Genomic DNA, 26,165 nt, shown 5'->3' with positions numbered 1-26,165 from the left:
ATCACGACCGAGTGCGCCGGCGGGTCAGCTCCGAGGCTCCAGGCAATCCGGGCAGGTGCCCCAGAACACGATCTCGGTCTCCTCGACCACGTAACCGGCGGCCTCGCCCGGGTCCTCGCACGCCGGGGTTCCGCGCAGCCCCTCCACGTCCGCGACCCGGCCGCAGGAGCGGCAGACCAGGTGGTGGTGGCCGTCGCCGGTCTCCCGTTCGAACCGCGCCGGTGATCCGGCCGGTTCGATCCGCCGGACCAATCCGGCGGCGACGCAGGCGCCCAGCACGTCGTAGACGGCCTGGGTGGACACCCCGCCCAGGCGCGCCCGGACCCGCTCCACGACCAGGTCGACGGTCGCGTGCGGATGGTCCGCGAGGACGTCGAGCACCGCGACGCGCGGCCGGGTCACCCGCAGGCCTACGTCGCGTAACTCGGTCTCGGTCCGGGAACGCATCGCTCTCTAACGTCGCACGGCCGGGTGGCCATCGTCCACCCGGCCCTGCGGGGGTCAGCGCGCGACGGTCAGTTCGTCCGACGCCGACGCCGACGCGGTCGCCGGAGCGCCGTGCGACGGAACGACCGGCTCGTCCGGGCTGCGCCGCGGGATGAACGACGCGAGCAGCGCGGAGACCAGCCCGGCCGCGGCGGCGAGGCCCAGCACCACCCGGAAGGCGTCCTGGGACGGCACGGTGGCCGGGCCGAGCGCGATCGTCAGGTTGGCCAGGATCGCGCCGCCCACCGCACTCGCCACCGAGGTGCCCAGCGACCGCATCAGCGTGTTGAGGCTGTTCGCGGCGGCGGTCTCGGTGCGCGGTACGGCCGCCATGACGAGCGCAGGCATGGACCCGTACGCGAAACCGATGCCCGCACCGATGATGCAGCCGGCCACGACCAGTTGCCAGATCTCGTCCATCAGCACGGCGGCGAACCCGTACCCCGCCGCGACGATGAGCGCGCCGAGGATCAGCGTCAGCTTGAAGCCGCGCACCCGCGCGATCCGCGCGGAGAGCGGCGCGGCGACGAGCATGACCAGGCCGGACGGCGCCATCACCAGGCCGACCATGAGCATGCTCTTGCCGAGCCCGTACCCGGTGGCGACCGGCAGCTGCAGCAGCGTCGGGATCACCAGCGACATCGCGAACATCGAGAACCCGAGGCCGATCGAGGCGGCGTTGGTGAACAGGACCTGGCGCCGGGCGGTGATCCGGAGGTCGACCAGCGGCTCGGCGGTGCGCAGCTCCCACCATCCCCACGCGAGCAGCAGCACGATCGCGGTGGCGAACAGGCCGAGCGTGAGTCCGCTCGTCCAGCCCCAGTCGCTGCCCTTCGAGATCGCCAGCAGCAGGGAGACCAGCGCGCCGGACAACCCGAGCGCGCCGACGAGGTCGAAGCGGCCGCCGGTCCCCACCGTCGAGTGCGGCACGATCGCGACGACGAGCCCGCCGACGATCGTGCCGAGCGCGGCGGACACCCAGAACAGCGCGTGCCAGTCGGTGTGGTCGGCCAGCAGCGCTGCGGCCGGCAGGCCCAGCGCGCCACCGATGCCGAGCGATGCGCTCATCAGCGCGGTCGCCGAGCCGAGACGCTCCGGCGGCACGGTGTCGCGCATCAGGCTGATGCCGAGCGGGATGACACCGGCGGCCATGCCCTGCAGGATCCGGCCGATGATCATCGGCGTCAGGCTGTTGCTCAGGGCTCCGACGACCGACCCGACGACCATCAGCGCGATGCTGACCAACAGCAGGTGCCGCTTGCCGAACATGTCGCCCAGACGGCCGACGACGGGGGTGGCGACCGCCGCCGCGAGCAGCGTCGCGGTGATCGCCCAGGCGGCGTCACCCGGGGAGGCGTGTAGCAGCGCGGGCAGCTCCGGGATCAGCGGGATGATCAAGGTCTGCATGAGGGACACCGCGATGCCCCCCAGCGCCAGCACGGCGACCACGAGGTTGGTCCGGTCGCCGGACTTCTCGGAGTCGGTGTCCGCGGAGGTAAGGGTTTGCACGGGAGACCTCTGTCTCGAAGATTCGATTTAAATCAGTCGCTTGACTTACAATCGCCGAGAAGGTTGCTGGAGGCAACTCTTTGTAGCGTGCATTCAGTCACAGCGAGGTGTGCAATGCGGGCGACGACGAACGTCCGTTCCAGCGCCACCCGGGAGGCGATCCTGGACGCGGCGGAGCGGCTCTTCGCCGAGCGGGGTCTCGCCACCGTGTCGAACCGGCAGGTGAGCGAGGCCGCCGGGCAGGGCAACAATGCCGCGGTCGGCTACCACTTCGGCACCAAGACCGACCTCGTCCGGGCGATCGTGCACCGGCACAGCGGGCCGGTCGCCCAGCGACGCCGCGAACTCGTCGCACGGATCGACAGCTCCGAAGACCCTCGGGACTGGATCTCGTGTTGGGTCCGGCCGACCACCGAGCACCTGGAGTCACTCGGTGCACCGACCTGGTACGCGCGGTTCGCCGCCCAGGTCATGGCCGACCCGGTATTCCGGGACGTGGTGCTCACCGAGTCGCTCTCCGATCCGGTGCTCACCCAGATCCTCGAGGGGCTCAACCGGTGCATCCCGCCGATGCCCGTGGAGGTGCGGCTGGGGCGCAATTACATGACCCGCCAGCTGGTCGTGAACACGCTGGCCGACTGCGAGCGGGTGCTGGCCGCCGGGCGACCCGCACCGTGGGCGAGCTGGGAGAAGGCTTCCCATGCCCTGGTCGACGCGCTCGTCGGACTCTGGCTGGCCTCGATCACCCCGCTGCCGTCCTGACGCGAGCCGGCGGACACCGGGCTCCGGCGCCGACGGACGCCCGGCGCGTCCCCGGACGTCACAACGGCTTGTCGGCCCATCGCGGAACTGCGATACGCCGACAAGCCGTCGGAACGTGGTAGATGCCCCCGGCTTCCCCTCCGGGGGCGTTACCAGCCTAGCCGCTGCGGAGCGAATCGCCGAGGTGGAGCGGACGAGACCCCCGATTCGAACGTATAGCGGCGGACTCGGCGGGGCATACGAGCGGCGGGGTTACGAACGGCGCGCCCGCTGGTAGCCCCCGGCCCGGCGGTGCAGCAGCCGCCGCCGGGCCACCCCTCTCAACACCGGCGGCCCGCGTTGAGGCAGCCGACCAGCCGCGCCATCGACCCCGGCACCATCACGTTGACGAAGTCTGCGTGGTCGGTCGTCGCGGCCCGCCGCTGGTCGGGGAAGCTGTCGATCGCGAACGACGCCCCCGCTGGCACGTCGTAGGTCAGCGTGATCGTCAGCTTCGGCACCGCGGCCGTTCCGGGTGGGCACGCGCCTCGCGCGTCCGGGAAGACGACGTGCGTGCGATGGTTCGCGCTGTCGGTGTTCCGGCCGTCCCAGCAGCTCGGGAACTCCAGGATCCGGGTGAGGCCCCGCCCGGCCGGACAGAGCGGATACCGGTCGGCGGTGACCCGGTCGGCGAACCCGCGGCAGGTCCACCGGGCGCGCGCGTTCCGGCCGCCGGCGGTGAGCGCCTTCGCGTTCCCGGTGACGACCCGCAGGAAGCGTGGCATCGCGGTCACCGGCGCGAACGGGTTGCCGGAGTACACCATCGACACCGCCGGCCGCAGCACCAGGCCCACGTTGCGGTCCGACTCCGACTCGCCGGGGAACCGGGCCTGGGTCCGGGGATCGACCAGGTCCCGCAGGACCGGCCAGTAGTAGGCCGACCGGTCGCCGGGATCCCGGCAGGTCGTCGGCGCCGCGGCCAGGCTGCGGTCGGTGGAGGCGGCGGAGGTGCTGGTGTTGCCGACGTAGTCGTGCAGGTGGTGCGCGCCGTTCGGCACGCCCGGACTGACGATCACGTTGTCGGAGTTGTAGTGGCCCTCCTGATTGGAGCCGCACCGCGCGGTGTAGGTGCCGGACGAACCCCGGTCGTTCCCGGCCGCGGGGCCTCGGCGCACCCGCGGAACCTTCTCGATCGCCACGTAGTCGGCGGGCACCGGGCCGGACCGGCCGTGGGCAGGCGCGGTCGACTCCGCTCTGGTCGGTCGCGCGCGACCAGACCGGTCGTGGGTGGGCGCGGTCGACTCCGCTCTGGTCGGTCGCGCGCGACCAGACCGGTCGTGGGTGGGCGCGGTCGACTCCGCTCTGGTCGGTCGCGCGCGATCGGCTGTGAGCGCGACCCCCACCAGTGCGCCGCCCGCCATCGCCACCACCACGATCCCGACGACGAGGGCGATCATTCGTCTTTCGGTCAGCGGTCGCCTCCTGGAGTCGGAGCCCAGCGACTGGTGGGCCCAGCTCTCGTCCAGGATCAGACGCCCGGGCCGGCCGCGCAACGTCCACCGCCCACGTCTGTGGCGGCAGCGCACCGCCGGGAAGGATGGGCACGGCAGAGGCGTCCGCAGCGGGAGGACAGATGAGGTTCGACGGCCGGCCGCCAGACATCCGGACCTTGCGGGCGCACGCGGCGGAGATCTCCACCGTGCGTCTCCGGCTCGCCTGGATCGGGGCGGTGTGCCGGAGTCTCACCTGGGACGACGAGTCGTTCGGGTCGCTGGCCGGATGGATCGCCGAGGCCCTGGACCGGGTCACGGCGCGCCAGGCCGAGCTGGTCGAGTACGTGGCCGAGAACTTCGCGATCTTCGCCGACGACCTCTGGGAGGCCGTCGCGGCCGGCGACGAAGACGGGGACTGCCCGGTCGGGCCGGTCGTCATCCGGAGCCCCTGGCTGCTGGGCCGGCCCGCCGACCAGTACACCTACCTGCACGAGCGGATCACCGACGGAGCGTGGATCGACCCGGCGCTGGTCGTCGGGCACTCCCGCGCGGGCCCGGACCCGTTCGACCCGGACCCGTCGACCCGGACCCGACTGCCGCGCACCCGGCCGCGTGGGCGCTCCCCCGGTTGGAACCGCTCCGCGGGGTGCTCGACGGGCTGACCGGACGACCGGCCGTGGTCGCCGCTCAGGTCGCGACCCTGCACGGGACCGCCGCCGACCTGCACGGCGTCCGCACCGATCTGCAGCGGGCGTTACGCCCGGTCCTCGCATGGCCCGGACGCGACGTCGACCAGTACCTCGGGTTGATGACGCACAACCTCGACGCGCTCGCCGGACTGATCGGCACCGCGATCGCGATCGCGCTCTGCGCCGAGGCCGCCGAGTCACTCGTCGGGTCGGTGCGCGGGCACCTGCAGGAGCGGGTCGCCGCGCTGATGGCCGAGGCCCCGCGGCTCGCGGACGACGGAGGCCCACCCGAGCAGGCGCTCGCCGCGGCGGTCGCGGAGTGCCACCGGCACGCGCTCGGTCAGGTGGCGGCGCTGGTCTCCAGCCTCACCGAACTGGCCGAGCTGGTGGAGAGCTGAGCCCGGACGTCAGCGCCGCAGCTCGTCGAGGAGGAACGCCTCCGCGCGCACGCCGGTCGTGAACATCGGGAGCGACAGGCTCTCGTCGATGCCGTGCCAGCGGCTCGCCGGATCGCCCACGCCGGTGACCAGCACCGCGGCACCGGGGAACGCCCGCGCGAACTCCGCGATGAACGGAATCGAGCCGCCGATCCCGGTCTCGACCGTGGCATTGCCGTACGCCTCGGCGAACGCCCGCCGGGCCGCGTCGTAGGCGCCGCCCCTGGCGTCCAGGCTGAACGGTTCGGCGATGCCGGTGGCGGGTGCGGTCTCGACGTGCGCGCCCCAGGGCACGTGCGCGCGCAGGTGCTCGGCGAGCGTGTCGCGGGCCGCCACGGCGTCCTCGCCGGGTGCGAGCCGCAGGCTGACGAACGCGCGCGCCCGGGGCAGCAGGACGTTCGACGCGTTCGCGACGGCCGGGGCGTCGATACCGAGAACCGCGATCGCGGGCGCGTGCCAGATCCGCTCGGCGATCGTGCCCGAGCCGAGCAGGTCGACGCCGTCGAGCACACCGGCCTCGGCCCGGAACTCCGCCTCCGACGCCTCCACGGTCGCCGCGTCCGTGCCGGTGTTGCGGCGCAGCCCGGCGACGGCGACCTCGCCCTTCTCGTCGTGCAGACTGGCGAGCGTGTGGCAGAGCGCGGTCAGCGCGTCGCCCAGCGGGCCACCGTAGACGCCCGAGTGGACCGCACTCTCCAGCATCGACACCTCGACGACCAGGTCGACCAGGCCCCGCAGACTGGTCGTCAACGCGGGGACGTCGACGGACGGGTTCGCCGAGTCCGCGATCACGATCACGTCCGCGGCCAGTTCCTCGGAGTGCTCGCGCAGCAGCGCCGGGAGCGTCGGCGACCCGGACTCCTCCTCGCCCTCCACGAACAGCGTGACGCCGACCGGTGGCCTGCCGTCGTACGCGCGCAGCACCGCGAGGTGGGTCATGACGCCGGCCTTGTCGTCCGCGGCTCCGCGGCCGTAGAGCCGTCCGTTCCGCTCGGTCGGCTCGAACGGCGGGCTGGTCCACAGCGCGTCGCCGCCGGTGGGCTGGACGTCGTGATGCGCGTAGAGCAGCACGGTGGGCTGGCCCTCGGGCGCCGGCCAGTGCGCGAGCACGGCCGGCGCCCCGCCGTCGGCGCGGATGATCCGCACGCTCGCCGGGTTCAGCGCACCGGCGAGCTCGGCCACCGCCGCGGCACTGGCCTCGGTGTCGGCGGCGTGTGCCGGGTCGGCCCAGATACTGGGGATCCGCACCAGCCGCTCGAGATCGGCACGCGCTCCGGGGATGACCGCCTCGACCGCCGCCGCGATCGTGTTCCGTTCGGACATGGGGCTGCTCCTCACCAGATCGTCCTCGCCACCGTAGTCACCCGTGGCGGGGCTACTCGTGGACGACCCGGAACGTCTCCAGCTCGGGGTCGGCGGCGTCCGGGATCGTCATGCCCGCCGCCTTGCCCGCGCAGGTACTCGACCACCGCGGCGTTGAACCGCTCCCCGGGCAGGACGGCCGGTACCCCCGGCGGATACGGGCTGATCATCTCGGCAGAGATCCGCCCCACCGGATCCTTCACCTGCTGGGTCTTGGCGAAGAACGCGTCCCTGGGCGGCATCGCCTGCTCCAGGTTCAGTTCGTCCAGCGGCGGGACCGCCGGCGCCGGCCGGTCCGGGCTCGGCGGGTCCGCCGCGAGCGCCTCGAACGCCGCCGCGAGCCGCTCGACCGCATCGTTGTCGTCGGCGTAGCTGAGCGAGCAGATCACCCGGCGGGAGTCCCCGAGCTGCGCGGCGAGCCGCTGCTCCGATTGGAGCCACTCCTTCGCCTGGTAACCGGTGATGCGAGCGCGGAGACGTCGACCGACAGCTTCAGCGGATCCCACTCGGCGACGCTGTCGTGGCCGATGATGTCCGAGCCCAGCACCGCCAGGCCGGTCACCCCACCGAGCCGTTCGCGCAGCCGCGCGGCTCGGTCCAGCGCCCGGCCGAACAGCTTCTCGCCCTCGGCGGCCATCCGCCGCCGCCATCCGTCGATCGATCCGTAGAACAGTGCCGACGGGCTGGTCGTCGTGATCAGGTCCAGCCGCAATCGCAGGTCGACGGGGTCGACCAGATCGCCACCGAGCAACATGATCGACGACTGGCAGAGACCGCCGCCGGCCTTGTGCAGGCTCTGGATCGTGATGTCGGCACCGGCCCGCACCGCCGCGGTCGGCAGGTCGGGGTGGAACGGGAAGTGCGCACCCCACGCCTCGTCGACCAGCAGCGGCACCCCGCGCTGGTGGCAAGCGTCCGCGATGCCGTGCACGTCGGCGCCGGTGCCGTACTCGGTCGGCGTGATCGCCAGCACCGCGCTGATCTCCGGATCGCGCTCCAGCGCCTCGACGACGTCCCCGGCCGTCGCCGGGTGCGCGATCTGGTTCTCGTAGTCCCAGCGCGGCCGCAGCCACACCGGGATCGCACCGGCCAGGATCAACGAGGCGACCACGGACTTGTGGACGTTCCGGTCGACCAGGACCTTCTGGCCGGGGCCGGTCACCGTCAGCAGCGCGGTGTGGATCGAGATGCTCGAACCACAGGTGGTGAACACCGCGTCCCGAGCACCGACCGCCTGCGCTAGCAGCTTCTCCGCCTCCGGCACACCCTGCTTGGCCAGCTCGACGTCCGCCTCGAACGCGCCCGGCGACAGCACGGCCGCGGTCCGCTCGTCGATTCCCCGCCCGAGACGATGGCCGGGCAGCCCGAACGAGTAGTTTCCGGCGTCGCGGAACTGCTCGATCGCCTCCAGCACTGGAAGACTCTCTTGTCCCATGCGCTGCCTCGTACCCCCGACCAGGCGCGATCAATACCGTGCGTAGGCGTGGCGCGGTCCGCCGCCCGCGGATCCGGACGTGAATGAGTGTGGATCAGGCCGGGGTCACTCGTTACCGTGAGATCGGGCGACGAAGCCGCCGTTCTCACCTGCCCGCATCCATCACGACGGTTCCGGACGCACTCGGGAGGCCGCCATGGCCGATCCACCACAGTTCGGGGCGAGCGTTCCGTTCGCGGTGAGCGTGCGCCATCTCGACCGCATCGTGTGCTGCGCGCTGGAGGGCGAACTCGACCACCAGACCGCTCCGATCCTCCTCGACGCCGTCGGCGACCTCGCCGAGGGGACCGTCGAGGTGGTCGTCCTCGACTGCACAAAACTGGCGTTCGTCGACGCCTGCGGCCTCACCGCTCTGCTCCGCACCCGCGCCTCGGTCGCGGCCGTGGGCGCCGAGCTGACGGTGGCGAATCCGCCGACGCTGCTGTGCCGCATCCTGGCGGCCACCTCGCTCGCCGAGGTCCTGCCGGTGGCCGACGACCGGTTGCTGGCGACGCTGGCCACAGCAGGAAGGTGACGCGACGCTCCGGCGTTCGCCGTGCCCGGCGCGTGCAGCCAGGACCTGGACGCCCAGGTGCGACGCGCGGCAGCGTGGCGGCCGTCGCTCGCCCTCGTCATCATCGGCGCCAACGACCTCACCCGCCTGGTGCCGCCGGAGCACGCCGCGACCCAACTCGGCGATGCGGTGCGGACGCTCCGCGCGGCCGGCGCGGAGGTCGTCGTCGCACCCGCCCCGGATCTGAGCGTGGTCCCGTGGGTGCCGGCCGCGATGCGGCCGGTGGTGCGGGCGGGCAGCCTCCGCCTGCAGCAGGCGCAGGTCCGCGTGGCGCGCGCCGCGGGCGCCCGGATCGCCGACGCCGCCGTCACGACCGCGGCGGGCTTCGCCGACGATCCGACGCTGTTCAGCGCCGACCGCTTCCATCCGTCCAGCGCCGGTTACGCGCTGATCGCCGACGCGCTCGCGCCCGCGGTGCTGGCGGCGGCGTACGACCTCAGCAGCCGGTCGGCCGCGACCGGTAACCGGCCGGCCCCGCGGACCGGCCTCGGCGGCGTCCAGGTCGTCGGGCAGGACCGTGCGTCGGAGCGTTCGCTCAGCTGGGATTGACCGCGCCGACGTCGGCGCCCGGCTCGTCGTCCGGCGCCTCGCCGGTGTCCGTCTCCCGTGCCGCGTCCGTCGCGGGGGTGGTGGCCGCGCTGGCCGGAGCCGCGCCGGCCGCCGCGATCGTGTCCTTGGCCGCGTCGTCGGAGTCGGGGATCTCGTCGGCATGCCCCGGGCGGGGCAGGCCGGCGGTGTAGCCGGCGTCGTTGCCCGGGCCACCGAGGTAGGGGCCGCCGGCCAGCGTCGGGCCGTCGGAGGTGTTGTCCGGTCGCGTCGATGGTTCCGTCATGGCGACGGATCTACCCCTGGAGCCGACCGTCCATACCTTCTACATCGTCCGTTTCTCGGACGACACGGCCGACGGCCCTACCCGACGTCCCACTGTTCGGTGAGCCGCAGCACCGTGCGCACGAACGGTTGGGGGTCGGTCAGCCGCAGCCGGCAGTTCGCCGCCGCACAGTGCTGGCGGGCCTCGACCACGGCACCCACCCCACCGGCGTCGATGAACCGCACCTCGGCGAGATCCAAGTCGATCACGTCCGGCCGGTTGTGGTGGAGTGCCGCCGTCACGGCCTTGGTCAGGTGGGCCGACGAACTGCGGTCGGCTTCGCCGATCAGGCGGACGCGCACGTGAGAGGCGCCGATCCGCTTGACGCTGGCGCGCAGCAGCGGCGCAGCATCCGCCTGCCCGCCGGGAAGGTGAGATTTCATGACGGCGACCCCGTCGCTCGACGTCGACCGCGTTCCCTCGACTCAGAAGGCCACGGCGACACGTCGAGCCTAACCGGTGGAGCGGCGGGTGGACAGAGCGCGCGGGCGTTACGAGGCGGCCGAGCAGCCGGGGCACACGCCCCAGTAGGTGACCTCGGCCTCGTCGATCGCGAAGCCGAGGTCCGCAGAGGCGGTCAAGCAGGGTGCGGCCCCGACGGCGCAGTCGACGTCGGCGATGACGCCGCACGTCCGGCAGACGACGTGGTGGTGGTTGTCCCCGACCCGTGATTCGTAGCGCGCTACCGAGCCGGCCGGTTCGATGCGCCGCACCAGCCGGGCGTCGGTCAGCGCGCGCAGGACGTCGTAGACGGTCTGGTGGGACACCTCACCGAGGTCCGCCCGCACCGCACCGAGGATCGAGTCGGTGTCGGCGTGCGGACGTTCGTACACCGCGTGCAGCACCGCCAGGCGCGGACGCGTCACCCGCAGGGAGGCTCCCCGCAGCATCCGTTCGAACTCCGACGTGGTGGGCACACGTCGAAGTCTCGCTCAGGTTTTGGAACCAATCAAGTATAGGGATCAGTCCAGCTCGGCCGATCGGTTCACGCCACCTCGAGACCGACCTTGCCGAGCGGCGCCCGCGCCAGCGCGGCGAACGCGTCCTCGATCTTGTCCAGCGGGTGCGAGGCGACCCGCGGGACGACGAGCCCGTCGACGGCGGCGTCGGCGAGCCGGTGCAGGAGGTCGAGCGCGGGCGAGCAGTGGACGCCGTGCACGGTGAAGTCGGCGTGCGACGACCCGCTGCGGGTGGCGGCCACCGCACGCCCCGGCGCCAGCACCGGCCTGGCCAGCGCGGTGATCGCGTCCTGGTCCGACGAGACCAGATCGACGATGCCGTCGACGCCGTCCGGCGCGAGCGCCCGCACCTGGTCGGCGAGGTCGCCGGTGGTCCAGTCGACGGTCGCGGTGGCGCCGAGGAAGCGGACGTGCTGCTCGGCGTCGGATCCGTGGGCGGTCGCGATCACCCGCAGACCGGCCCGCCGGGCCAGCTGCACCGCGAACGACCCGACCCCTCCGGTCGCGCCGTTGATCAGCACGGTCTCGCCCGCAGCGCAGGCCAACGCGTCCACGCACTGCAGCGCGGTCGCCCCCGCGACGCCGAGGTCGCCGACGTCCTCGACCGACAGGCCCGGCGGGCGGTGGACGGCGTACCGGTCGGCCGGGATCGTGACGTACTCGGCGAACGTGCCGTCCCCGACGTACGGCCGCTTGACGAAACCGAACACCTCGTCGCCGGTGGTGAAGCGGGTGACGCCGTCCCCCACCGCGTCGATCGTCCCGGCGAAGTCGCGGCCCAGGACCGCCGGGTAGTGGTGCTCCATCCACCGGAAGAAGCCGCCCGCCATCATCCGGTCCGACGGGTTGACCGAGGAGCACCGCACCCGGATCCGCACCTCGCCGGGGCCGGGGTCGCCGGGCGGCGGCGCATCGGTCACGGCGGCTTCCTCACCGGTGGCCGGCAGCACGTAGGCCCTCATCGGGCGGCCCTGGCCGACACGGGAATCCTCATCAGGTCCTCTCCCAGGATCATCTCGCCGCGGAAGCCGGCGTTCTCCCGGCTGCGGTCGATCAGGCTCTGCCACTCCTCGGCGGCGAGTGCGCCGGGGCTCAGGTGGTTGACCACCACCGCACCGACGTCGGCCGCCACCGCGATCGCGCCGAGGTCCGCGACGTCGGTGTGGACGTCGCGGATGTGCTCCAGCAGCGCGGGCCGCAGACCCAGCGCGGGGAGCGCCTCCGCCGCCGCCGCCTCGTGAACCAGCAGGTCGGCGCGGTGAGCGAGCCGGCCCAGGTTGTCCGACCGGGCGGTGTCGCCCGAGAAGACGACGCTGCCGTGCGCGGTGTCGAACCGGTAGGCGTAGGCCGGGAACACCGCGCCGTGCGGCACGAGCACGGCGCTCACCCGGACGTTGTCGTCGGTCATCACGACGAACGGCTCCATCGGCGGTGCGGTCTCGGTCAGCGACGCGCCGACCGACGCCGGGGGCAACACGTCGTGCACGTCCACCATCGACGCCGGGTCGACGCCGAAGTGCTCGCTCGAGAAGAACGTCGTGTGCGCCGCGAAGGCCCGGTTCGCCAGCCGCGTCATCTCCACCGTGCCGGGCACCGGCCCCGGGGCGCCGGCCACCCCCGACTCGTGCCCGGACGGCCCCGGCCCGTAGACACCGATCGGCTCGGAGAACCCGCGGGTCCCGGACGCACCACCGGCGAGCAGCGGAAACGAGAAGTAGTCGACGGTGTGGTCGGCGTGCAGGTGCGTCAGGAAGATCGCGGTCAGCGAGGGCATCGAGAGACCGGCCCGGACGTACTGGCTGACCGCACCCCGCCCGCAGTCGACGACGTACGTCGCGCCGTTCACGACCAGCGCCGACGAGATGCCGAACCGGCCGGCCAGCGGAGGCGGGCCGCCGTTGGTGCCCAGCAGCGTGACCTCAAGCACGGGCACCGTCCTCGTACAGGTGGCACGCGACCTTGCTCCCGTCGTCCAGCAACTGGAGCGGCGGGGTCACCGTGTGGCAGACGTCCATCACCCGGTCGCACCGGTTCCGGAACGGGCAGCCGGGCAGGCCGCGTGGGATCGCCTCGTCGCGTCTGCCGTGCCGGTGCGCCGCGCGCCGCGCGCGGCGCCGGTCCCGCCCTTCGGGGTGGGACGCCGGGCTCGCCGCGATCAGCGCGCGGGTGTACGGGTGCCGGGGCGAGGCGAACAGCTGCGCGGTCGGCGCGGTCTCCACCAGCCGCCCGCCGAGCAGCACGGCGATCCGGTCGGAGATGTGCCGCGTCACGCCGAGGTCGTGGGCGATGAACAGGTAGCTCATCCCGGTCGACTGCTGCAGGTCGGCGAGCAGGTTGATGATTTGGCTCTGGGTGGAGAGGTCGAGCGCGCTCACCGCCTCGTCGCAGACCACGAGCCGCGGCTCCAGCGCGAGTGCCCGGGCGATCGCGACCCGCTGCCGCTGCCCGCCGGAGAGCTCGGCGGGGTACCGGTTGAGGTGCGCGCGGGAGAGCCCCACCCGCTCGAACGCGTCGGCCGCGCGGTCGGTGCGCTCGGACCTGTCGCCGATGCCGTGCCGGTGGAGCGACGTCGTCACCGCGCTGGAGACGACGTGCCGGGGGTTGAGCGAGGCGAGCGGGTCCTGGAACACCGCCTGCACCGCGCGCCGATAGGACAGCGGGGTGCGGTGGCCCAGCTTCGTCACGTCGACGCCGTCGAAGTCGATCGTGCCGCTGGTGACGTCGACGAGCCGGAGGATCGCGCGGCCGGTCGTGCTCTTGCCGGAGCCGGACTCGCCGACCAGGCCGAGTGTCTCGCCCGGCCGGACGTCGAGGCTGACGTGGTCCACCGCGGTCGCCGTCCGGCGGCGCCAGCCCATGGCGCGGCCAGCGTCGAACGCGACGGTCAGGTCCCGGACGTCCAGGAGGGGTGAGGGGGTCACCGCGACGTCACCTCCAGCGTGAGTTCGTCGGCGCGGACGCAGCGCACGTCCTGGACGAGCGGAACGGACCCTTCGGTGCACTGCGGCCGGGCATGGGCGCACCGGCCGGCGAAGTGACAGCCGGCCGGCCACTCCCCCGCCGGCGGCACCCGGCCGGGAATCGTCGGCAGGCGGGGCACGTCGGCCTCGCTGGTGGGGTTCGCTGCCAGCAGCGCCGCGGTGTACGGGTGCCGAGGCTCGTCGAACAGCGACGTGACGTCGTTGACCTCGACGAGCTGACCGGCGTACATCACCGCCGCCCGGTCGCAGCTCTCCGCGACGACCCCCAGGTCGTGGGTGATCAGCAGGATCGCCATGTCCATCTCGTCCCGCAGGTCCAGCAGCAGGTCGAGCACCTGGCTCTGGGTGGTGACGTCGAGGGCCGAGGTCGCCTCGTCGGCGATCAGCAGCCGCGGACCGGCGGCCAGCGCCATCGCGATCGCGACGCGCTGCGCCATCCCGCCGGAGAACTGGTGGGGGTAGTCGTCGAGCCGCCCCCGGGCGTCCTCGACACCGACGCGGTCCAGCAGCTCGACCGCCCGCTCCCGCGCGGCCTTCCCGGTGAGCCCGGCGTGGACGCGGAGCGGCTCGCCGAGCTGCCGTCCGATCGTGTGCACCGGGGACAGCGCGGACATCGGGTCCTGGAGTACGACGGCCATGCCGCAGCCGCGGATCTTCCGCAGCCCGCGTTCGTCGAGGTCGTCGATCCGCTCGCCCTCGAACCACACCGAGCCGCCCGCCAAGTGGACACCAGCGGGCAGCAGGCCGAGCGCCGACCGGGCGAGCATCGACTTCCCCGACCCGGACTCGCCGAGCAGCGCGACGACCTCGGCACGCCCGATCGCCAGCGAGACGTCCTGGACCAGCGGCACCGGCTCCTTCCCGCCGCCCACCGCCACCGTGACGTCCCGGAACTCCAGTACGGCACGGGCCTCGGGCGTGACCGACTCGCCCACCGGGGCGGCCGCGCGCCGCACGCGGCGGCGAGGGAGCGAGGACCGGCCGGTGCCGGTCATCGCGTCGCCGATCCCGACGCCGACGATGTTGAACGCCAGCACCGTGCAGACGATCGCCAGCCCCGGCGGGACGGCGAGGAACGGCTGCTGGGTGTTGGCCGCGGCGTTGCTCAGCATCGCGCCCCAGGTCGGGGTGTCCGACTCCAGGCCGATACCGAGGAAACTCAGCGCCGACTCGATCATGATCGCCGAGGCCAGGAACACCGACCCCTGCACGATCAGCGCGCCGGCGAGGTTCGGCAGCACCTGCCGGAACAGGATGGCGGGCGTCCGCAGGCCGGCCACGCGCACCGCGTCCACGTAGAGCTTTTTGCGTTCGGCGAGCGCGACCGCGCGCGTCGTGCGGGCGAACCCCATGCAGAAGATCAGGCCGATCGCGAACATCAGGTTGAACAGGCCGCGGCCGAGCACGGCGATGACCGCGAACCCGAGCAGGATGCCGGGCAGCGCGTCGGAGACGTCGATCAGACGGGATCCGATCCGATCGCGCCAACCTCCGCGGTAGCCCAGCAGCAGGCCGAACGGAACGCCGATCGCCATCGCGATGCCGACCGATCCGAACGCGACGATCAGCGCGATCCGGGCGCCGTAGAGCACCCGGGTGAACGTGTCCTGGCCGAGTTGGTCGGTGCCGAGCCAGTGGTCGGCCGACGGGCCCGCAAGCGTGGCGTCGTAGTCCTTCTCGGTCGGTCCGTAGGGGGCAATCCACGGTGCGGCGATCGCCGCCACGGCGACGAGCAGCAGGAACACCAGGCCGGTCACCGCGGCCGGCTGGCGCAGGACGCCGGCCAGCACACGCCGCGAGCCGGACGGCCCGGAGCCGGTGTGTGCAGCGACGTCGGTCTGCGCCGCCACCTCGGGATGGGGAATCGACAAGTGGGTCATGACGGCCGCGCCTGGGGGTTGAGCAGGCCGTAGCCCACGTCGAGGAGCAGGTTGACGATGATGACGAGGCAGGCGACGAGCAGGACGCCGCCCTGCACGACCGGGAAGTCCTTCCCGATCACGCTCGTCAGCATCAGGTTGCCGATGCCGGGGACGGAGAACACCTTCTCCACCACGAAGCTGGCACCGATCAGGATGTTGACCGTGATGCCCATCGCGGAGAGCACCGGCACCATCGCGTTCTTCAGCGCGTAGCGGAAGACGATCCGCCGCCGGGACACCCCGGCGGCGGTCAGCGTGTCGATGTACGGCGAGCCCAGCGCGGAGACCATCGCGGCCCGGGCTTGCCGAGCGATCAGCGCGGACGAACCGATGCCGAGCGCCAGCGACGGCAGCACCAGGCCGGTGAACCACGCCGCCGGGTCGACGTCCAGCGGGACGTAGCCGACGACCGGGAACCAGCCGAGCTGCACGGCGAAGACCAGCAGCAGGATCAGGCCGAGCCAGAACTCCGGGATCGCGTTGCCGATCGACGTCACGCCGACGACCAGCCGGTCGGCGATCGAACCCGGCCGCGTTCCGGCCAGCACGCCCATCCCGATCCCGAAGACCACCGCCACCACCAGGCCGCCGACGATCAGCGAAAGGGTGGCCGGGAGCCGCTCCAGCAGCAGGTCGGTGACGGGCACCGCCGACCGGTAGGAGACTCCGAGGTCGCCGGTGACCGCGGCGCCGAACCAGTCGACCAACCGGGTCAGCATCGGCTGGTCGAGGCCGAGCTTCGCCTCGACCTGCGCGATCAGTTCCGGTGTCGCGTTCGCGCCGAGGATCTCCGCGGCCGGGCTGCCCGGCACGACGTAGGTCAGCGAGAACGCGAGCAACGCGACGAGCGCCAGCTGCGGGGCAGCGAGGAGGAGACGGTAGCCGATGAGCTTGCTCATCGGACCGCCCTCCCCGCTGCCCGTCGCCAATTGACCGACGAGGTCACTTCGCCGTCCCGGAGGCCGGCTTCAGGTCTCGCCAGTTGATCAGGTTGGGCTCCCAGGCCTCCGCCGGCACGGCGACGCCCTCGACCTTGTTCGACTGGTAGGCGATGACCTCGGTGCCCTTGAGGTGCGAGCAGGTCAGCGCCTCCTCGGAGATGATCTTCGTGACCTCGCCCCAGAGCTGCTCGGCCTCGGGGGTGCTGCCGGCGGCGATCGCCTTCTCCGCGGCGGCCTTGAGCGCGGGGCTCTCGGCCTTCGACGGGTTGCCCGGTGCCTGGGCGGCGAAGTAGGCCTTGTACCACTCGTACGGGTGGATCTGGTCGTTGTTGGCCATGCCGACCGGGTACTTGCCGCTGTTCCACTCGGACTGGAACTGCGGCGGGGCGGCGGTCTGCACCTTGATCGTGATGCCGGCCTTCGACATCTGGTCGGCGTAGACCTCGACCTCGGACTTGGTGAACGGGGCAGCCAGTACGGTGCCGGTGACCTTCGGGTTGCCCGCCGCCGCCATCAGCTGCTCGGCCTTGGCGAGGTCGTGGGAGTAGCCGGTGATCTGCGCGTTGTAGCCGAGCTCACCCTCGGCGAAGTGCTGCTTGCTCGGCTCCGCGGAGGCCAGCTTCCCGGTCACCGTGTTGTCCATCGCGTAGCAGGCGGCCTGCCGGACGCGGACGTCGGCGAACGCGCCGCCGGGGCCGCGGTCGAAGAAGATGACGTTGTTGCGGATCGCGGCGTAGTCGACGGTCTCGACGCCCGGGGTGCCGGTGAGCTGATCCACCTGCTCCGGCTGTGCGATCGTGACGTCGACCTGGCCGCTGGTGAGCGCACCGGCCGCGGCGTTCTCGTCCTCGATGTTGAACAGCTTGACCGTGTCGAACGCGACGGCGTCGGTGCCGCCCCAGTACTCCTCGAACTTCGTGAACGTCATCGTCGTGCCGGGGGTCGACGCGGCCTCGTCGTACGCCCACGGGCTGGTGCCGATGGGCTTCTTCGCGATCGAGCCGTCCTTGAGCGCCGCCGGACTGGCCATCGGTGCCGCCCGGGTGGAGAGCGTCGTCAGCAGCGACGGCGTCGGCCGGGCCAGGTTCAGCGTGACGGTCTTCTCGTCCGGGGTGTCGATCGTCGTGATGGCCTTGAGCGGGCCACCGAAGGCGGTGGCACCGTCCCGGACGAACTCCAGGTTCGCCTTCACCGCGGCGGCGTTGAACGGCGTCCCGTCGTGGAACGTGACGCCTTCGCGCAGCGTGAGCGTGAGTGCCTTATCGGTCTCTTTCCACTCCGTGGCGAGCACCGGGCTGAACTTCCCGTCCCGGCTCTTGGCGACGAGGTTCTCGTACGGCAGGCGCAGGAAGCCGGCCTCCAACCGCTGGCCGGGCGCCCAGTTCTCGGGGAAGCCGCCGGCGTTCACGTTCAGCGTCGCCGAGCCGGACTCGCTGCTGTTCCCGGAGTCGCCGGAACATCCGGCGAGCGCCAGGGACAGCGCGACGAGTCCGGTCAGCAACGAGGCCGCTGACCTATGCCTTCTCATATGGACGCCTCCTTGCGTCGAAAAGCGAAAAAGTGCGGGGGGTAACGACGGACGGCCGATCCGAACGAGTCGTGAAGGACTGTAATGACGGTCACAGGGGGTCGAATACCGATGGATCGTCAACCTCAGGTTGCGCATCCTGAGCCCTCGACCAGGCCACTCGTCGTCGGCGGCGGGACTTTTCGTCCTGGTCGGCGTCGTTCTAACCGGGTACGCCGATCACAGAGAGTGAGCGGAAAAGGGCCTGTCCGTCCGTCCGGGAGGAGACGTCGCTCGACCGGGGATCAGACACAGTGCGGCCCGGCCGCGCCGAGTGGACGACGGGCCGGGCCGGATGCCCGCAGAGAGGCGGGCGCTCGGGGGTGCTGCGGGGGAACGCGTCAGTCGGTGAGGGTCTTGGCGAGGTCGTCGCGGAACGCCCGCTCGTCCTCGGTGACGGCCTCGCCGCCGATGCCGAGCAGCCCACCGGACGACGCGGCGCCCACGACGCTCTCCGCGACCTCGACCAGCCAGTGCCGGTACGTCTCCGCATCGGCCTTCTCCGCCTTCGCCGCCAGCAGCGCGTTGGCCTCGGCGGCGCGGCCCAGCACGTCGCGGGCGTAGGCCTGCGGGTCCGGCGGCTCGATCACCGGCGGCTCGACGCCGACGTCGGGCTCGCCCACCTCGGTGACGATCTCCGCCGCGATCGCCGCGACCAGCGGACTCGCCGACGCGCGGGCGTCCGAGATGACGTCCAGCCCGGCGGCGGTCTCGGCGCGGGTCTTGCGGGTGCTGTCGGGGGTGACGGCGCTCGCCGCGACCAGCACCGACTGGGGCAGGCCGACCAGCAGCCCCCACTCGGCGTCGGTGAATCCCAGCGTCGCGTACAGCGGCAGTTCGGTCACAGGTGCGTCCTCGGTTCCTCGGATGGAGCGGCACGCGAATGGTCGTGCCGCTTCGGCTATACCCCACCGCACCGACGAACATCCCGTACCCCCTCGGGGGTATGCCAGGTGTCCTCGTCAGGGGGACGGCGGCGCGTTCGGGCGGTCCTAGCGTCCCGGTCATGACGACGATACGAAGCTTCTGGGACGCGATCCGGCCGGTGACCCGGCAGCAGCGCTTCCTTTGGTGGGCCGGCACGGCGCTGGTGCTCTCCGGCGTGGTGCACACCGGGATCGCCGTTGCCGACGGACCGTGGGCCGGTGCGGTCTCTTGGCGCAAGCCCGCGGTGTTCGGCACGTCGTTCGGCATGCTGCTGTGGTCGGTCGCGTGGGTGCTGCGCCAACTGCCGGACCGGCGGTGGGGCTGGGTCCCGACCGGGATCATCGGCGTCACCTCGGTGATCGAGGTCGCGCTGATCACCGTGCAGCGGTGGCGCGGCGTGCCGTCGCACTTCAACGCGGCGACGCCGACCGACGAGGCGATCTGGGACGTAATGGCGCAGTCGGTGTTCCTGCTGGTCGCCGGCCTCGTCGTGCTGCTGGTGTGGGCGCTGTTCGGATTCCGGGGCCGTCCCGCCGCCCGCGTCGCCGTCCTGGTCGGGCTGCTGCTGGTGCTGGCCGGTGGGGCGATCGGCGGCAGCATGGCCGGCGTCGGTGAGGACGTCGTCGACGCCACCGGGCACGTGCCGGAGGAACTGCTCTTCGGGGCCGCGGGCAGCGCGAAGCTCGCACATGCCCTCGGCATCCACGGGCTGCAGGTTCTCGGCTTGCTCGCGGTCGGCCTGGAGCTGGGCGGGCGACGGGGTCGAGTGGCCGCGCTGGCCGGGGCCGCCGGATACACCGCGCTGTTCGCCGCGGTGACGGTCACCGCCTACGCCGGCGAGCCGTGGATCTCCCCCACGCCCGCGATCGGGCTGCTCGGCGGAGTGGGTGCCGCGCTGTTCGTCGTCGTCGCCGCTCTCGTCCTCCGCGGCCTGCGGGCGAGGGCCGGAGCGCCGGGGACCGCCGAGGCACGGGGCGGCGCGGAGACGCGTTCCTCGGCCGTGATGAGGTAGGAAACGTGATCGGACCACCGGAGGCCGCGCGTGCGATCGGCGCGCGGCTGCGGGCGCTGCCGCCGCCCGTCCTCGACCTGGCGCCGGCGGTGGTCGCCCTGGTGGCGATGGTCGTCGCGCGGCTCGCCGCCGACCCCGGACCCGGTCGTCACCTGCCGTTCGCGGTGGCGCTCAGCGTCGTCGTGGCCGGGGGCCTCGCGCTGCGCCGCCGGACGCCGGTGACCGCCTACGCCGTCCAGACCGCCGCGCTGGCCGTGGAGTCCCTCTGGCTGGGGCCCGCGGACCTCACCCCGCTGGTGAACCTGATGGGGCTGTACTCGCTGGGCCACAATGCCGACCGTCGGCGCGGTGCCTGGGGCCCGGTGATCATGCTGCCGGGCATCGTGGCGTACTTCGCCCGGTCGGACGCCCCGGCGGTGGTTCCGGCCGCGGTGGTGTTCCTCTGGCTGCTGGTCTGGGCGGCCGGTTACACCGCCGCACGCCGGCGCGAGGAGCAGGCCGGGGCGCACGCGGAGGCCCAGCGGCAGCTGCGCCGGGACGCGGTCACCGACGAACGCACCCGGATCGCCCGCGAACTGCACGATCTCGTCGGTCACACGGTCTCCGTGATGCTGGTCCGGGTCGGAGCCGCGCGGGTGATCCTCGACCGGGACCCGGACCAGGCCCGCGGCATCCTCCGCGACGTGGAGGAGAGCGGCCGGGAGGCGCTCGACGAACTCGACCACGTGCTCGGCGCCCTGCGCCCGGACGACGGGCGCGCGCGAGCGGACGACGCCGTCGACGGTCCACCCGGGCTGGCGGCGGTGCCCCGGCTCGCCGAGCGGATGGCCGGCACCGGCACCACGGTCGCGGTCCGCATCGAGCCGCCCGCCGACGCGTTGCCTGCCGGGCTCGACCGCGCCGCCTACCGGATCGTCCAGGAGGCGCTCACCAACGCGCTGCGGCACGGCCGGGCGCGCTCGGTCGCCGTCTCGGCGCGCTGCGACGGACGCCACGTCGAGCTGGAGGTGTGCGACGACGGGGCAGGCCCGCCGCCGGACTACCGCGCTGGACGAGGGCTCCTCGGGATCGCGGAACGCGCCGCGCTCTTCGCGGGAACCGTCGAACACGCCGCGCGCGACGGCGGCGGGTTCCGCGTCCGTGCGGTGTTACCGCTACCGTGACCGCCTCCCGCCTCCGGGTCCTGCTCGCCGACGACGACGCGCTGCTGCGCGCCGGGCTCGGTGTGATCCTCGGCGCCGCCGAGGACATCGACGTCGTCGGAGAGGCCTCCGACGGGCTCGCCGCCGTCGAGTCCTGCCACCACCACGTTCCGGACGTCGTCCTGATGGACGTTCGGATGCCGGGTATCGACGGCATCGAGGCCACCCGGCGGATCGTCGACGCCGCGCTGCGCACGCGAGTACTCGTGCTCACGACGTTCCGCCACGACGAGTACGTCTGGGGAGCGCTCCGGGCCGGTGCGAGTGGGTTCCTGCTCAAGCGCACCTCGCCCGAGCGGCTGGTCGACGCGGTGCGTACGGTGGCCGGTGGGGAGGATCTGATCGATCCGGCGGTCACCCGGGACCTCGTCGAGCACTTCGTCCGGCGCGGGCCGGAGCCGGACGTGCCCGCGGCGTCCGCGGCCCGGCGGCGCCTCGATCCGCTGACCGAACGCGAGGCCGAGGTGCTCGCGCTCGTCGCCGCAGGCCTGTCCAATCGGGAGATCGCCGATCGCCTGGTGATCGCCGAATCGACCGCGAAGACGCACGTCAAGCGAATCCTCGCCAAGATCGGCGCACGCGACCGTGCACAGGCCGTGGTGCTGGCGTACCAGGGCGGGTTGGTGGCCTAACCAGAAAGTCGGCCGCCGCGCCACCTACGAACAGTCACTTCGCGGTGACTGTCCGGACGACCTCCATACGGAGGTCGTCCATCTCCACCCAAAGCGGCGCCCGGGATGCAACTCCCACCTCTAGCGTCGCCGGAGTGGCCAGCCCTCCCCTGTTCCCACCGCCGACTCCCCGCGATCCACTGCGCGTCCTGGGTCAGTCCGAACAGATCACCTTCGACGGCACCTGGGTCACCGTCCATCGCAAAGGCGAGCCGGTCAGACCCGGCGACCGGCGCGTGCACGTGCAGGACATCCTGTCGATGGAGTTGAAGACCGCCCGGTTCACCGGTGGTCAGTTCACGATCGAGATCGCTACGCCCGACGCACTCCGGCCGGTCGCCGAGCTGACCGTGGCGTTCCGGAACGGCCGTCAGGACGACTTCGCGCGGCTGCGGGCGTTCATCGACGCCGCCCGCGCCGCGGCGCTCGCCCGGCAGCAGCAGCAGGTGGCGCCCTCCCGCCCCGACCCCGCCGAAGAGCTGCGCCGGCTCTGGCAGCTCGTGCAGGTCGGACAGCTGAGCAAAGAGGAGTTCGAGGAGGCCAAGCGGCAGTTGTTCTGAGCCGATCAGAGCCCGGACGCTCCCGCCGAGGACGACGATCCCGCCGAGGACACAGTGGGCATCCGGCGGACCATCGCGAGCTGGTCGTAGCTCGCGACCGGCCGACCGTCCTCGGTGAACACCTCGCCGGTGCCGTAGGCGCGGCCGCCGCCGGCGACCGTGCTGCGCTGGGTCAGCAGCAGCCACTCGTCGGCGGCGATCGGGTCGTGGAACGTCAGCGTGTGCGTCAGGACGCCGGTGGACAGCTCCCGGTGCGCGTTCGCGAGCCCCACGCCCGGATGCGGGCGCAGGGCGGTGCCGACCAGGAACCCGACGGTGGCCCAGGCGAGCAGCGCCGGTCCGTCGGCCGCAGCCCTGCCACCGGCCTCGAACCGGGACCAGACCGCGAGCTCGGGCGGGCCCACCGCGTCCGGGTCGGTCAGGTCGACGTCCTCGACGTACCGGTGCTCCCAGCCGGCCAGCATCGCGGGCCGCGGATGGGCTGCCCCCGGACCGACCGCGGCCGGCCCGCCGGTCGCCGGAGCCTCGGGCCGGTGCCGAACGACGTCGTCCTCTGAAACGTCGAGGAGCAGCAGCGATCGGGCGAGCAGCCGGTCGCCCTGCCGCGCGGTCACCGTGAGCCCGGCGAACGAGCGTCCGTCGTGCAGCGGGTCGGCGTCCAGCTCCACGGGTGCGTCCGTCCGGCCGGTCCGCGCGAACACCGTGTGGACGGACGCCACCCGCTTGGCCGGCACGGTCGCGGCCGCCACAGCGATCGCCTGGCCGATCAGCTGACCGCCGAAGACGACGCCCGCCCGGGACGGGACGCTCTTCCCTAGCCACCGCCCGGGCGCGAGCGGCTCCAGGGTCAACGCGTCCCGCACGTCGGAGACCGAGGGCAGCATCAGAAGTTCGTCCCGCCGTCGATGTTGATCAGCGCGCCGGTCAGGTAGCCCGCCCGCGGCGAGAGCAGGAACGCGATCAGCTCACCGACCTCCGCCGGGCGGCCGGGGCGCCGGAGCGCGACGTCCAGGTGCCACTCGTCGACCATGACCTGCTCGAGGACGCCCTCGGGCGGAACACCGCGCTCGGCGGCGAGGTGCTGCCGCAGCCGGGACAGGTTCTCGGTCTCGATCGCGCCGGGACAGACGCAGTTCGCCCGGACCCCGGCGGCTCCGTACGCCTTGGCGATGCCCTTCGTGAACGTCGCGACGCCGCTCTTCAGCGACGCGTACGGCAGCCGGGCGATCTCCGGGGCCCGGATGCTGTAGGCGGCCGTCGTCACGATCGTGCCGCCTTTCCGCTCGACGTAGGGCAGCGCCGCCTCGACGCTGCGCACCGTGGCGAGCAGTACGTCGGCGAACACGTGCGCCCAGCGGTCGTCGTCGATGCTGATCGGCTCGTGCCCGCTCAGACCGGTGGTGACCGCGATGCCGTCCAGCCCACCGAGCCGGTCGGCCGCCGCCCGCACCGTGGCCACCGCACTCCGGGACACGTCCCCCGGAACGCCGAACGCCTCCGCGGCACCCGCCTCGCGGAGCGCGGCCGCAGCGGCCTCGGCCCGCCCGGGGTCGCAGCCGACGACCGCGACCCGGGCACCCTCGGCCGCCAGCTCCCGGGCCGCGGCGAAGCCGATCCCCGAGGTGCCGCCGACGACCACGTACGCCTTGTCCCTGACGAGGAGGTCCATCTACTTGGCCTTCGCGGCGCGCCAGTCCGGGACGCCGTCCTCCGGCCGCGCGAGCGGGAACCCGTCGTCGTGCCGCTGGGCCCAGTGCGCGTGGTTGAGCTCGTGCAGCGTGAAGCACGAGTTGAGCGCGTTGGTGAAGCCCATCTGGTCGACGGTCTGGTTGACCGACTCCTTGATCAGCAGCGACGTCACGGTCGGCAGCTGGGCGATGCGCCTGGCGAACTCCAGCGTGCGGTCGGGCAGCTCGGCCTCCGGGTGGAGCTTGCTGATCATGCCCAGCCGGTGCGCCTCGTCCGCGCTGATCGAGTCGCCGGTGAGCAGGAGTTCCTTGGCCTTGCGCGGCCCGAACTCCCACGGGTGGCCGAAGTACTCCACGCCGCACATGCCCAGCCGCTGGCCCACGACGTCGGAGAAGACCGTGTCGTCCGCGGCGACGATCAGGTCGCAGGCCCACATCAGCATCAGGCCCGCCGAGAACACCTTGCCGTGCACCTGCGCGATCGTGATCTTCCGCAGGTCGCGCCACCGCTTGGTGTTCTGGAAGAAGTAGTGCCACTCCTGGAGCATCAGCCGCTCGACGCCCTGCCGGGTGCCGCCGTTCACCTGCCAGCTGGGGTGCAGGGTCGGGCCGGGCGTCATCTCCGCGATGCTCTGCTTCGTGCCGGTGTCGTGCCCGGCCGAGAACATCGGCCCGGCGCCGCCGAGGATCACGACCCGGACCGCGTCGTCGGCCTCCGCGGCGAGGAAGGCCTCGTTCAGCTCGACGAGCAGCCCGCGGTTCTGGGCGTTGCGCTGATCGGGGCGGTTGAGCAGGATCCGGACGATCGCGCCCTCGTCGAGCCGCTCGACCGTGAGGAACTGGTAGTCGGTCATGCCGGAAGCGCCGCCTTCGCCGGGTCGAGGCCCATCAGGCGGGAGAGGTTGCCGCCCATGATCTTGGCCTTGTCTTCATCTGCCAGCGGTTCGATCTCGTCGACGAACGTCACCGGATCGAACATGCCCTCGGGGTGCGGATAGTCGGAGCCGAACACGACGCGGTCGGCGCCGACGGTCTCGACGAGCCCCACCACGTCCTCCTCGTAGAACGGGTTGAACACCACCGACCGCAGCAGGGCCTCGATCGGGTCCTCGTCGAAGATCTCCGGACGTCGCTCGTGGACGCTGCGCAAGCCGTCCATCATCGGCTTCACCCAGACGCTGCCGTTCTCGATCGGCATGAACCGGATGTCGGGGAAGCGGGTCACTACCCCGTGGGTGACGAGCGAGGTCACCAGGTCCTTGATCGTGCGATGCTCGGCGGAGACCACCGCGGAGAACGCGGACGGGCGGCCCTTGGCGAACGGGACGTACTCGCCGACGTGGCCCTCCCACTCGTTGAGGTAGCGGGTGAAGCCGTCGTCCGAGGCGTGCAGCCCGACGACGACGCCGGAGTCCTGGACGAGCGTCCAGAACGGGTCGTACTCCGGTAACGCCATCGAGCGGCGGCGGCCGCCGTAGTCCGGCACCGGGGCCGGGCGGACGAGGATCGCCTTCGCGCCGCGCTCCAGCACCCACTCCAGCTCGGCGATCGCCTTGTCGACGATCGGCAGCGTGACGACCGGGGTCGGGAAGATCCGCTCCTCGAAGTTGAACGTCCAGTGCTCGTGCATCCACTCGTTCAGCGCGTGCACGATCGCGTGGGTGGCGTCCGGGTCGTCGGCGAGCCGCTCCTCGAGCAGGCTGGCGAGCGTCGGCCACATCATCGATCGGTCGATGCTCAGCTCGTTCAGCAGCTCGAGCCGGTCGGCCGGGTTGAAGAACGCCGGGAGCGCCTCGATGTAGCGGGGCGGCGGCGCGATCACCTTGTCGCCGGGCTGCACCTGCGTCTTCGACGACGGGTTCTTCAGGCGGAACTCCAGCTCCTGCGCGCCGGGCGGAGCGACCTTGTTGAACGTCGGGTTCGGGATGAACTCGCTGATCACGTTCCGCAGCGCAATCTTGGTCCGGCCGTTGATCTGCACGTACTTCACCAGGCCGGCGTACTCCTCCGGCAGGTACTTCGTGAACGCGTCGGTGGTCTCGTACATGTGGTTGTCGGCGTCGAACACCGGAAAGCCGAGCCGTCGGGACATCGAGTGG

General features: G+C 72.4%; 29 protein-coding genes. 9 read left to right on the top strand and 20 right to left on the bottom strand.

Annotated elements, in window-relative coordinates; genetic code table 11:
* Positions 1 to 24: 24 nt before the first annotated feature.
* Together ABEB28_RS27645 and ABEB28_RS27640 are read right to left on the bottom strand one after the other, a co-directional pair.
* Positions 25 to 447 (bottom strand): Fur family transcriptional regulator, encoded by a 423-nt coding sequence (locus tag ABEB28_RS27645; RefSeq protein ID WP_345731151.1) that lies wholly within the window; start codon positions 445 to 447, stop codon positions 25 to 27.
* Between the two features lie 54 nt (positions 448 to 501).
* Positions 502 to 1,995: an MFS transporter gene (locus ABEB28_RS27640; RefSeq protein WP_345731150.1), complete on the bottom strand. Its 1,494-nt coding sequence runs from the start codon at positions 1,993 to 1,995 to the stop codon at positions 502 to 504.
* 114 nt (positions 1,996 to 2,109) lie between these two features.
* On the opposite strand from ABEB28_RS27640, the gene ABEB28_RS27635 reads away from it, so the two are divergent.
* Positions 2,110 to 2,757, top strand: coding sequence for a TetR/AcrR family transcriptional regulator (locus ABEB28_RS27635; RefSeq protein ID WP_345731149.1), 648 nt, complete (start codon positions 2,110 to 2,112; stop codon positions 2,755 to 2,757).
* Between the two features lie 320 nt (positions 2,758 to 3,077).
* Here the strand turns inward: ABEB28_RS27635 and ABEB28_RS27630 are convergent, their stop codons facing one another.
* Positions 3,078 to 3,950: a DUF1996 domain-containing protein gene (locus tag ABEB28_RS27630; protein WP_345731148.1), complete on the bottom strand. Its 873-nt coding sequence runs from the start codon at positions 3,948 to 3,950 to the stop codon at positions 3,078 to 3,080.
* Positions 3,951 to 4,369: 419 nt separating this feature from the next.
* Between ABEB28_RS27630 and ABEB28_RS27625 the strand changes: the two genes are divergently transcribed.
* On the top strand, positions 4,370 to 4,891 hold the full coding sequence (locus ABEB28_RS27625; RefSeq protein ID WP_345731147.1) for a hypothetical protein: 522 nt from the start codon (positions 4,370 to 4,372) through the stop codon (positions 4,889 to 4,891).
* Complete coding sequence (locus ABEB28_RS27620; RefSeq protein WP_345731146.1) at positions 4,876 to 5,316, top strand: hypothetical protein; 441 nt, start codon at positions 4,876 to 4,878, stop codon at positions 5,314 to 5,316. The genes ABEB28_RS27625 and ABEB28_RS27620 overlap by 16 nt, the downstream gene beginning before the upstream one ends.
* A 9-nt stretch (positions 5,317 to 5,325) precedes the next feature.
* Here the strand turns inward: ABEB28_RS27620 and ABEB28_RS27615 are convergent, their stop codons facing one another.
* From ABEB28_RS27615 to ABEB28_RS27605, 3 genes are read right to left on the bottom strand one after another with little or no spacing between them, the layout of a single operon-like run.
* Positions 5,326 to 6,678: a dipeptidase gene (locus ABEB28_RS27615; protein WP_345731145.1), complete on the bottom strand. Its 1,353-nt coding sequence runs from the start codon at positions 6,676 to 6,678 to the stop codon at positions 5,326 to 5,328.
* A gap of 11 nt (positions 6,679 to 6,689) precedes the next feature.
* Positions 6,690 to 7,106, bottom strand: coding sequence for an Orn/Lys/Arg family decarboxylase (locus ABEB28_RS27610; protein WP_345731144.1), 417 nt, complete (start codon positions 7,104 to 7,106; stop codon positions 6,690 to 6,692).
* Positions 7,103 to 8,152 (bottom strand): aminotransferase class I/II-fold pyridoxal phosphate-dependent enzyme, encoded by a 1,050-nt coding sequence (locus ABEB28_RS27605; protein WP_345731143.1) that lies wholly within the window; start codon positions 8,150 to 8,152, stop codon positions 7,103 to 7,105. The genes ABEB28_RS27610 and ABEB28_RS27605 overlap by 4 nt, the downstream gene beginning before the upstream one ends.
* Positions 8,153 to 8,348: 196 nt before the next feature.
* Between ABEB28_RS27605 and ABEB28_RS27600 the strand changes: the two genes are divergently transcribed.
* Positions 8,349 to 8,726 carry an STAS domain-containing protein gene (locus ABEB28_RS27600; RefSeq protein ID WP_345731142.1) on the top strand — a complete coding sequence of 126 codons (378 nt, stop codon included), beginning with the start codon at positions 8,349 to 8,351 and terminating at the stop codon, positions 8,724 to 8,726.
* A 21-nt stretch (positions 8,727 to 8,747) separates the two neighbouring features.
* A complete protein-coding gene (locus ABEB28_RS27595; RefSeq protein WP_345731141.1) occupies positions 8,748 to 9,314 on the top strand; it encodes a GDSL-type esterase/lipase family protein in 567 nt (188 codons plus the stop codon).
* Here ABEB28_RS27595 and ABEB28_RS27590 read toward each other — a convergent pair.
* The 10 genes from ABEB28_RS27590 to ABEB28_RS27545 form a co-directional block, all read right to left on the bottom strand.
* The gene (locus ABEB28_RS27590; protein WP_345731140.1) at positions 9,301 to 9,597 is read right to left on the bottom strand and encodes a hypothetical protein; all 297 of its coding nucleotides are present in this window, start codon (positions 9,595 to 9,597) and stop codon (positions 9,301 to 9,303) included. The two genes, ABEB28_RS27595 and ABEB28_RS27590, sit on opposite strands and share 14 nt — an antisense overlap.
* A 77-nt stretch (positions 9,598 to 9,674) precedes the next feature.
* Entirely contained in the window at positions 9,675 to 10,019 is a 345-nt protein-coding gene (locus tag ABEB28_RS27585; protein ID WP_345731139.1) for an STAS domain-containing protein, read from the bottom strand.
* Positions 10,020 to 10,127: 108 nt separating this feature from the next.
* The gene (locus ABEB28_RS27580) at positions 10,128 to 10,553 is read right to left on the bottom strand and encodes a Fur family transcriptional regulator (protein WP_345731138.1); all 426 of its coding nucleotides are present in this window, start codon (positions 10,551 to 10,553) and stop codon (positions 10,128 to 10,130) included.
* A gap of 68 nt (positions 10,554 to 10,621) precedes the next feature.
* Positions 10,622 to 11,557 (bottom strand): NADP-dependent oxidoreductase, encoded by a 936-nt coding sequence (locus ABEB28_RS27575; RefSeq protein ID WP_345731137.1) that lies wholly within the window; start codon positions 11,555 to 11,557, stop codon positions 10,622 to 10,624.
* Complete coding sequence (locus ABEB28_RS27570; protein ID WP_345731136.1) at positions 11,554 to 12,522, bottom strand: MBL fold metallo-hydrolase; 969 nt, start codon at positions 12,520 to 12,522, stop codon at positions 11,554 to 11,556. Before ABEB28_RS27570 ends, ABEB28_RS27575 begins: the two co-directional genes overlap by 4 nt.
* Entirely contained in the window at positions 12,515 to 13,516 is a 1,002-nt protein-coding gene (locus ABEB28_RS27565; protein ID WP_345731135.1) for an ABC transporter ATP-binding protein, read from the bottom strand. Before ABEB28_RS27565 ends, ABEB28_RS27570 begins: the two co-directional genes overlap by 8 nt.
* Positions 13,513 to 15,456 (bottom strand): dipeptide/oligopeptide/nickel ABC transporter permease/ATP-binding protein, encoded by a 1,944-nt coding sequence (locus tag ABEB28_RS27560; RefSeq protein ID WP_345731134.1) that lies wholly within the window; start codon positions 15,454 to 15,456, stop codon positions 13,513 to 13,515. Before ABEB28_RS27560 ends, ABEB28_RS27565 begins: the two co-directional genes overlap by 4 nt.
* Positions 15,453 to 16,397: an ABC transporter permease gene (locus tag ABEB28_RS27555; RefSeq protein ID WP_345731133.1), complete on the bottom strand. Its 945-nt coding sequence runs from the start codon at positions 16,395 to 16,397 to the stop codon at positions 15,453 to 15,455. Before ABEB28_RS27555 ends, ABEB28_RS27560 begins: the two co-directional genes overlap by 4 nt.
* Before the next feature lie 43 nt (positions 16,398 to 16,440).
* A complete protein-coding gene (locus ABEB28_RS27550) occupies positions 16,441 to 17,967 on the bottom strand; it encodes an ABC transporter substrate-binding protein (RefSeq protein WP_345731132.1) in 1,527 nt (508 codons plus the stop codon).
* 380 nt (positions 17,968 to 18,347) lie between these two features.
* Complete coding sequence (locus tag ABEB28_RS27545; protein WP_345731131.1) at positions 18,348 to 18,851, bottom strand: hypothetical protein; 504 nt, start codon at positions 18,849 to 18,851, stop codon at positions 18,348 to 18,350.
* A gap of 161 nt (positions 18,852 to 19,012) precedes the next feature.
* On the opposite strand from ABEB28_RS27545, the gene ABEB28_RS27540 reads away from it, so the two are divergent.
* The 4 genes from ABEB28_RS27540 (at position 19,013) to ABEB28_RS27525 (ending at position 22,378) form a co-directional block, all read left to right on the top strand.
* Positions 19,013 to 19,945, top strand: coding sequence for a hypothetical protein (locus ABEB28_RS27540; RefSeq protein WP_345731130.1), 933 nt, complete (start codon positions 19,013 to 19,015; stop codon positions 19,943 to 19,945).
* A gap of 5 nt (positions 19,946 to 19,950) precedes the next feature.
* On the top strand, positions 19,951 to 21,108 hold the full coding sequence (locus ABEB28_RS27535) for a sensor histidine kinase (protein WP_345731129.1): 1,158 nt from the start codon (positions 19,951 to 19,953) through the stop codon (positions 21,106 to 21,108).
* Complete coding sequence (locus ABEB28_RS27530; protein WP_345731128.1) at positions 21,105 to 21,779, top strand: response regulator; 675 nt, start codon at positions 21,105 to 21,107, stop codon at positions 21,777 to 21,779. Before ABEB28_RS27535 ends, ABEB28_RS27530 begins: the two co-directional genes overlap by 4 nt.
* A 134-nt stretch (positions 21,780 to 21,913) precedes the next feature.
* Positions 21,914 to 22,378 carry a hypothetical protein gene (locus tag ABEB28_RS27525; protein ID WP_345731127.1) on the top strand — a complete coding sequence of 155 codons (465 nt, stop codon included), beginning with the start codon at positions 21,914 to 21,916 and terminating at the stop codon, positions 22,376 to 22,378.
* A 5-nt stretch (positions 22,379 to 22,383) separates the two neighbouring features.
* Here ABEB28_RS27525 and ABEB28_RS27520 read toward each other — a convergent pair whose 3' ends face one another.
* From ABEB28_RS27520 to ABEB28_RS27505, 4 genes are read right to left on the bottom strand one after another with little or no spacing between them, the layout of a single operon-like run.
* The gene (locus ABEB28_RS27520) at positions 22,384 to 23,262 is read right to left on the bottom strand and encodes an acyl-CoA thioesterase (RefSeq protein WP_345731126.1); all 879 of its coding nucleotides are present in this window, start codon (positions 23,260 to 23,262) and stop codon (positions 22,384 to 22,386) included.
* A complete protein-coding gene (locus tag ABEB28_RS27515) occupies positions 23,262 to 24,047 on the bottom strand; it encodes an SDR family NAD(P)-dependent oxidoreductase (protein WP_345731125.1) in 786 nt (261 codons plus the stop codon). Before ABEB28_RS27515 ends, ABEB28_RS27520 begins: the two co-directional genes overlap by 1 nt.
* Positions 24,048 to 24,920 carry an enoyl-CoA hydratase gene (locus tag ABEB28_RS27510; RefSeq protein WP_345731124.1) on the bottom strand — a complete coding sequence of 291 codons (873 nt, stop codon included), beginning with the start codon at positions 24,918 to 24,920 and terminating at the stop codon, positions 24,048 to 24,050.
* Positions 24,917 to 26,158, bottom strand: coding sequence for an amidohydrolase family protein (locus ABEB28_RS27505; protein WP_345731123.1), 1,242 nt, complete (start codon positions 26,156 to 26,158; stop codon positions 24,917 to 24,919). Before ABEB28_RS27505 ends, ABEB28_RS27510 begins: the two co-directional genes overlap by 4 nt.
* Between the last annotated feature and the right edge of the window lie 7 nt (positions 26,159 to 26,165).

This window comes from Cryptosporangium minutisporangium, from assembly GCF_039536245.1.
Taxonomy (GTDB): Bacteria; Actinomycetota; Actinomycetes; order Mycobacteriales; family Cryptosporangiaceae; genus Cryptosporangium; species Cryptosporangium minutisporangium.
The sequence above is the reverse complement of the archived record's forward strand: the minus strand, read 5'-3'. Positions and strand labels throughout refer to the sequence as shown.

Bases quoted from the DNA above. Each gene is read 5' to 3' on its own strand.
- ABEB28_RS27645 (WP_345731151.1), bottom strand. From the start codon at position 447: ATGCGTTCCCGGACCGAGACCGAGTTACGCGACGTAGGCCTGCGGGTG.
- ABEB28_RS27635 (WP_345731149.1), top strand. From the start codon at position 2,110: ATGCGGGCGACGACGAACGTCCGTTCCAGCGCCACCCGGGAGGCGATC.
- ABEB28_RS27625 (WP_345731147.1), top strand. From the start codon at position 4,370: ATGAGGTTCGACGGCCGGCCGCCAGACATCCGGACCTTGCGGGCGCAC.
- ABEB28_RS27615 (WP_345731145.1), bottom strand. From the start codon at position 6,678: ATGTCCGAACGGAACACGATCGCGGCGGCGGTCGAGGCGGTCATCCCC.
- ABEB28_RS27605 (WP_345731143.1), bottom strand. From the start codon at position 8,152: ATGGGACAAGAGAGTCTTCCAGTGCTGGAGGCGATCGAGCAGTTCCGC.
- ABEB28_RS27600 (WP_345731142.1), top strand. From the start codon at position 8,349: ATGGCCGATCCACCACAGTTCGGGGCGAGCGTTCCGTTCGCGGTGAGC.
- ABEB28_RS27590 (WP_345731140.1), bottom strand. From the start codon at position 9,597: ATGACGGAACCATCGACGCGACCGGACAACACCTCCGACGGCCCGACG.
- ABEB28_RS27585 (WP_345731139.1), bottom strand. From the start codon at position 10,019: ATGAAATCTCACCTTCCCGGCGGGCAGGCGGATGCTGCGCCGCTGCTG.
- ABEB28_RS27575 (WP_345731137.1), bottom strand. From the start codon at position 11,557: ATGAGGGCCTACGTGCTGCCGGCCACCGGTGAGGAAGCCGCCGTGACC.
- ABEB28_RS27560 (WP_345731134.1), bottom strand. From the start codon at position 15,456: ATGACCCACTTGTCGATTCCCCATCCCGAGGTGGCGGCGCAGACCGAC.
- ABEB28_RS27555 (WP_345731133.1), bottom strand. From the start codon at position 16,397: ATGAGCAAGCTCATCGGCTACCGTCTCCTCCTCGCTGCCCCGCAGCTG.
- ABEB28_RS27550 (WP_345731132.1), bottom strand. From the start codon at position 17,967: ATGAGAAGGCATAGGTCAGCGGCCTCGTTGCTGACCGGACTCGTCGCG.
- ABEB28_RS27540 (WP_345731130.1), top strand. From the start codon at position 19,013: ATGACGACGATACGAAGCTTCTGGGACGCGATCCGGCCGGTGACCCGG.
- ABEB28_RS27520 (WP_345731126.1), bottom strand. From the start codon at position 23,262: ATGCTGCCCTCGGTCTCCGACGTGCGGGACGCGTTGACCCTGGAGCCG.
- ABEB28_RS27515 (WP_345731125.1), bottom strand. From the start codon at position 24,047: ATGGACCTCCTCGTCAGGGACAAGGCGTACGTGGTCGTCGGCGGCACC.
- ABEB28_RS27510 (WP_345731124.1), bottom strand. From the start codon at position 24,920: ATGACCGACTACCAGTTCCTCACGGTCGAGCGGCTCGACGAGGGCGCG.
- ABEB28_RS27505 (WP_345731123.1), bottom strand. From the start codon at position 26,158: ATGTCCCGACGGCTCGGCTTTCCGGTGTTCGACGCCGACAACCACATG.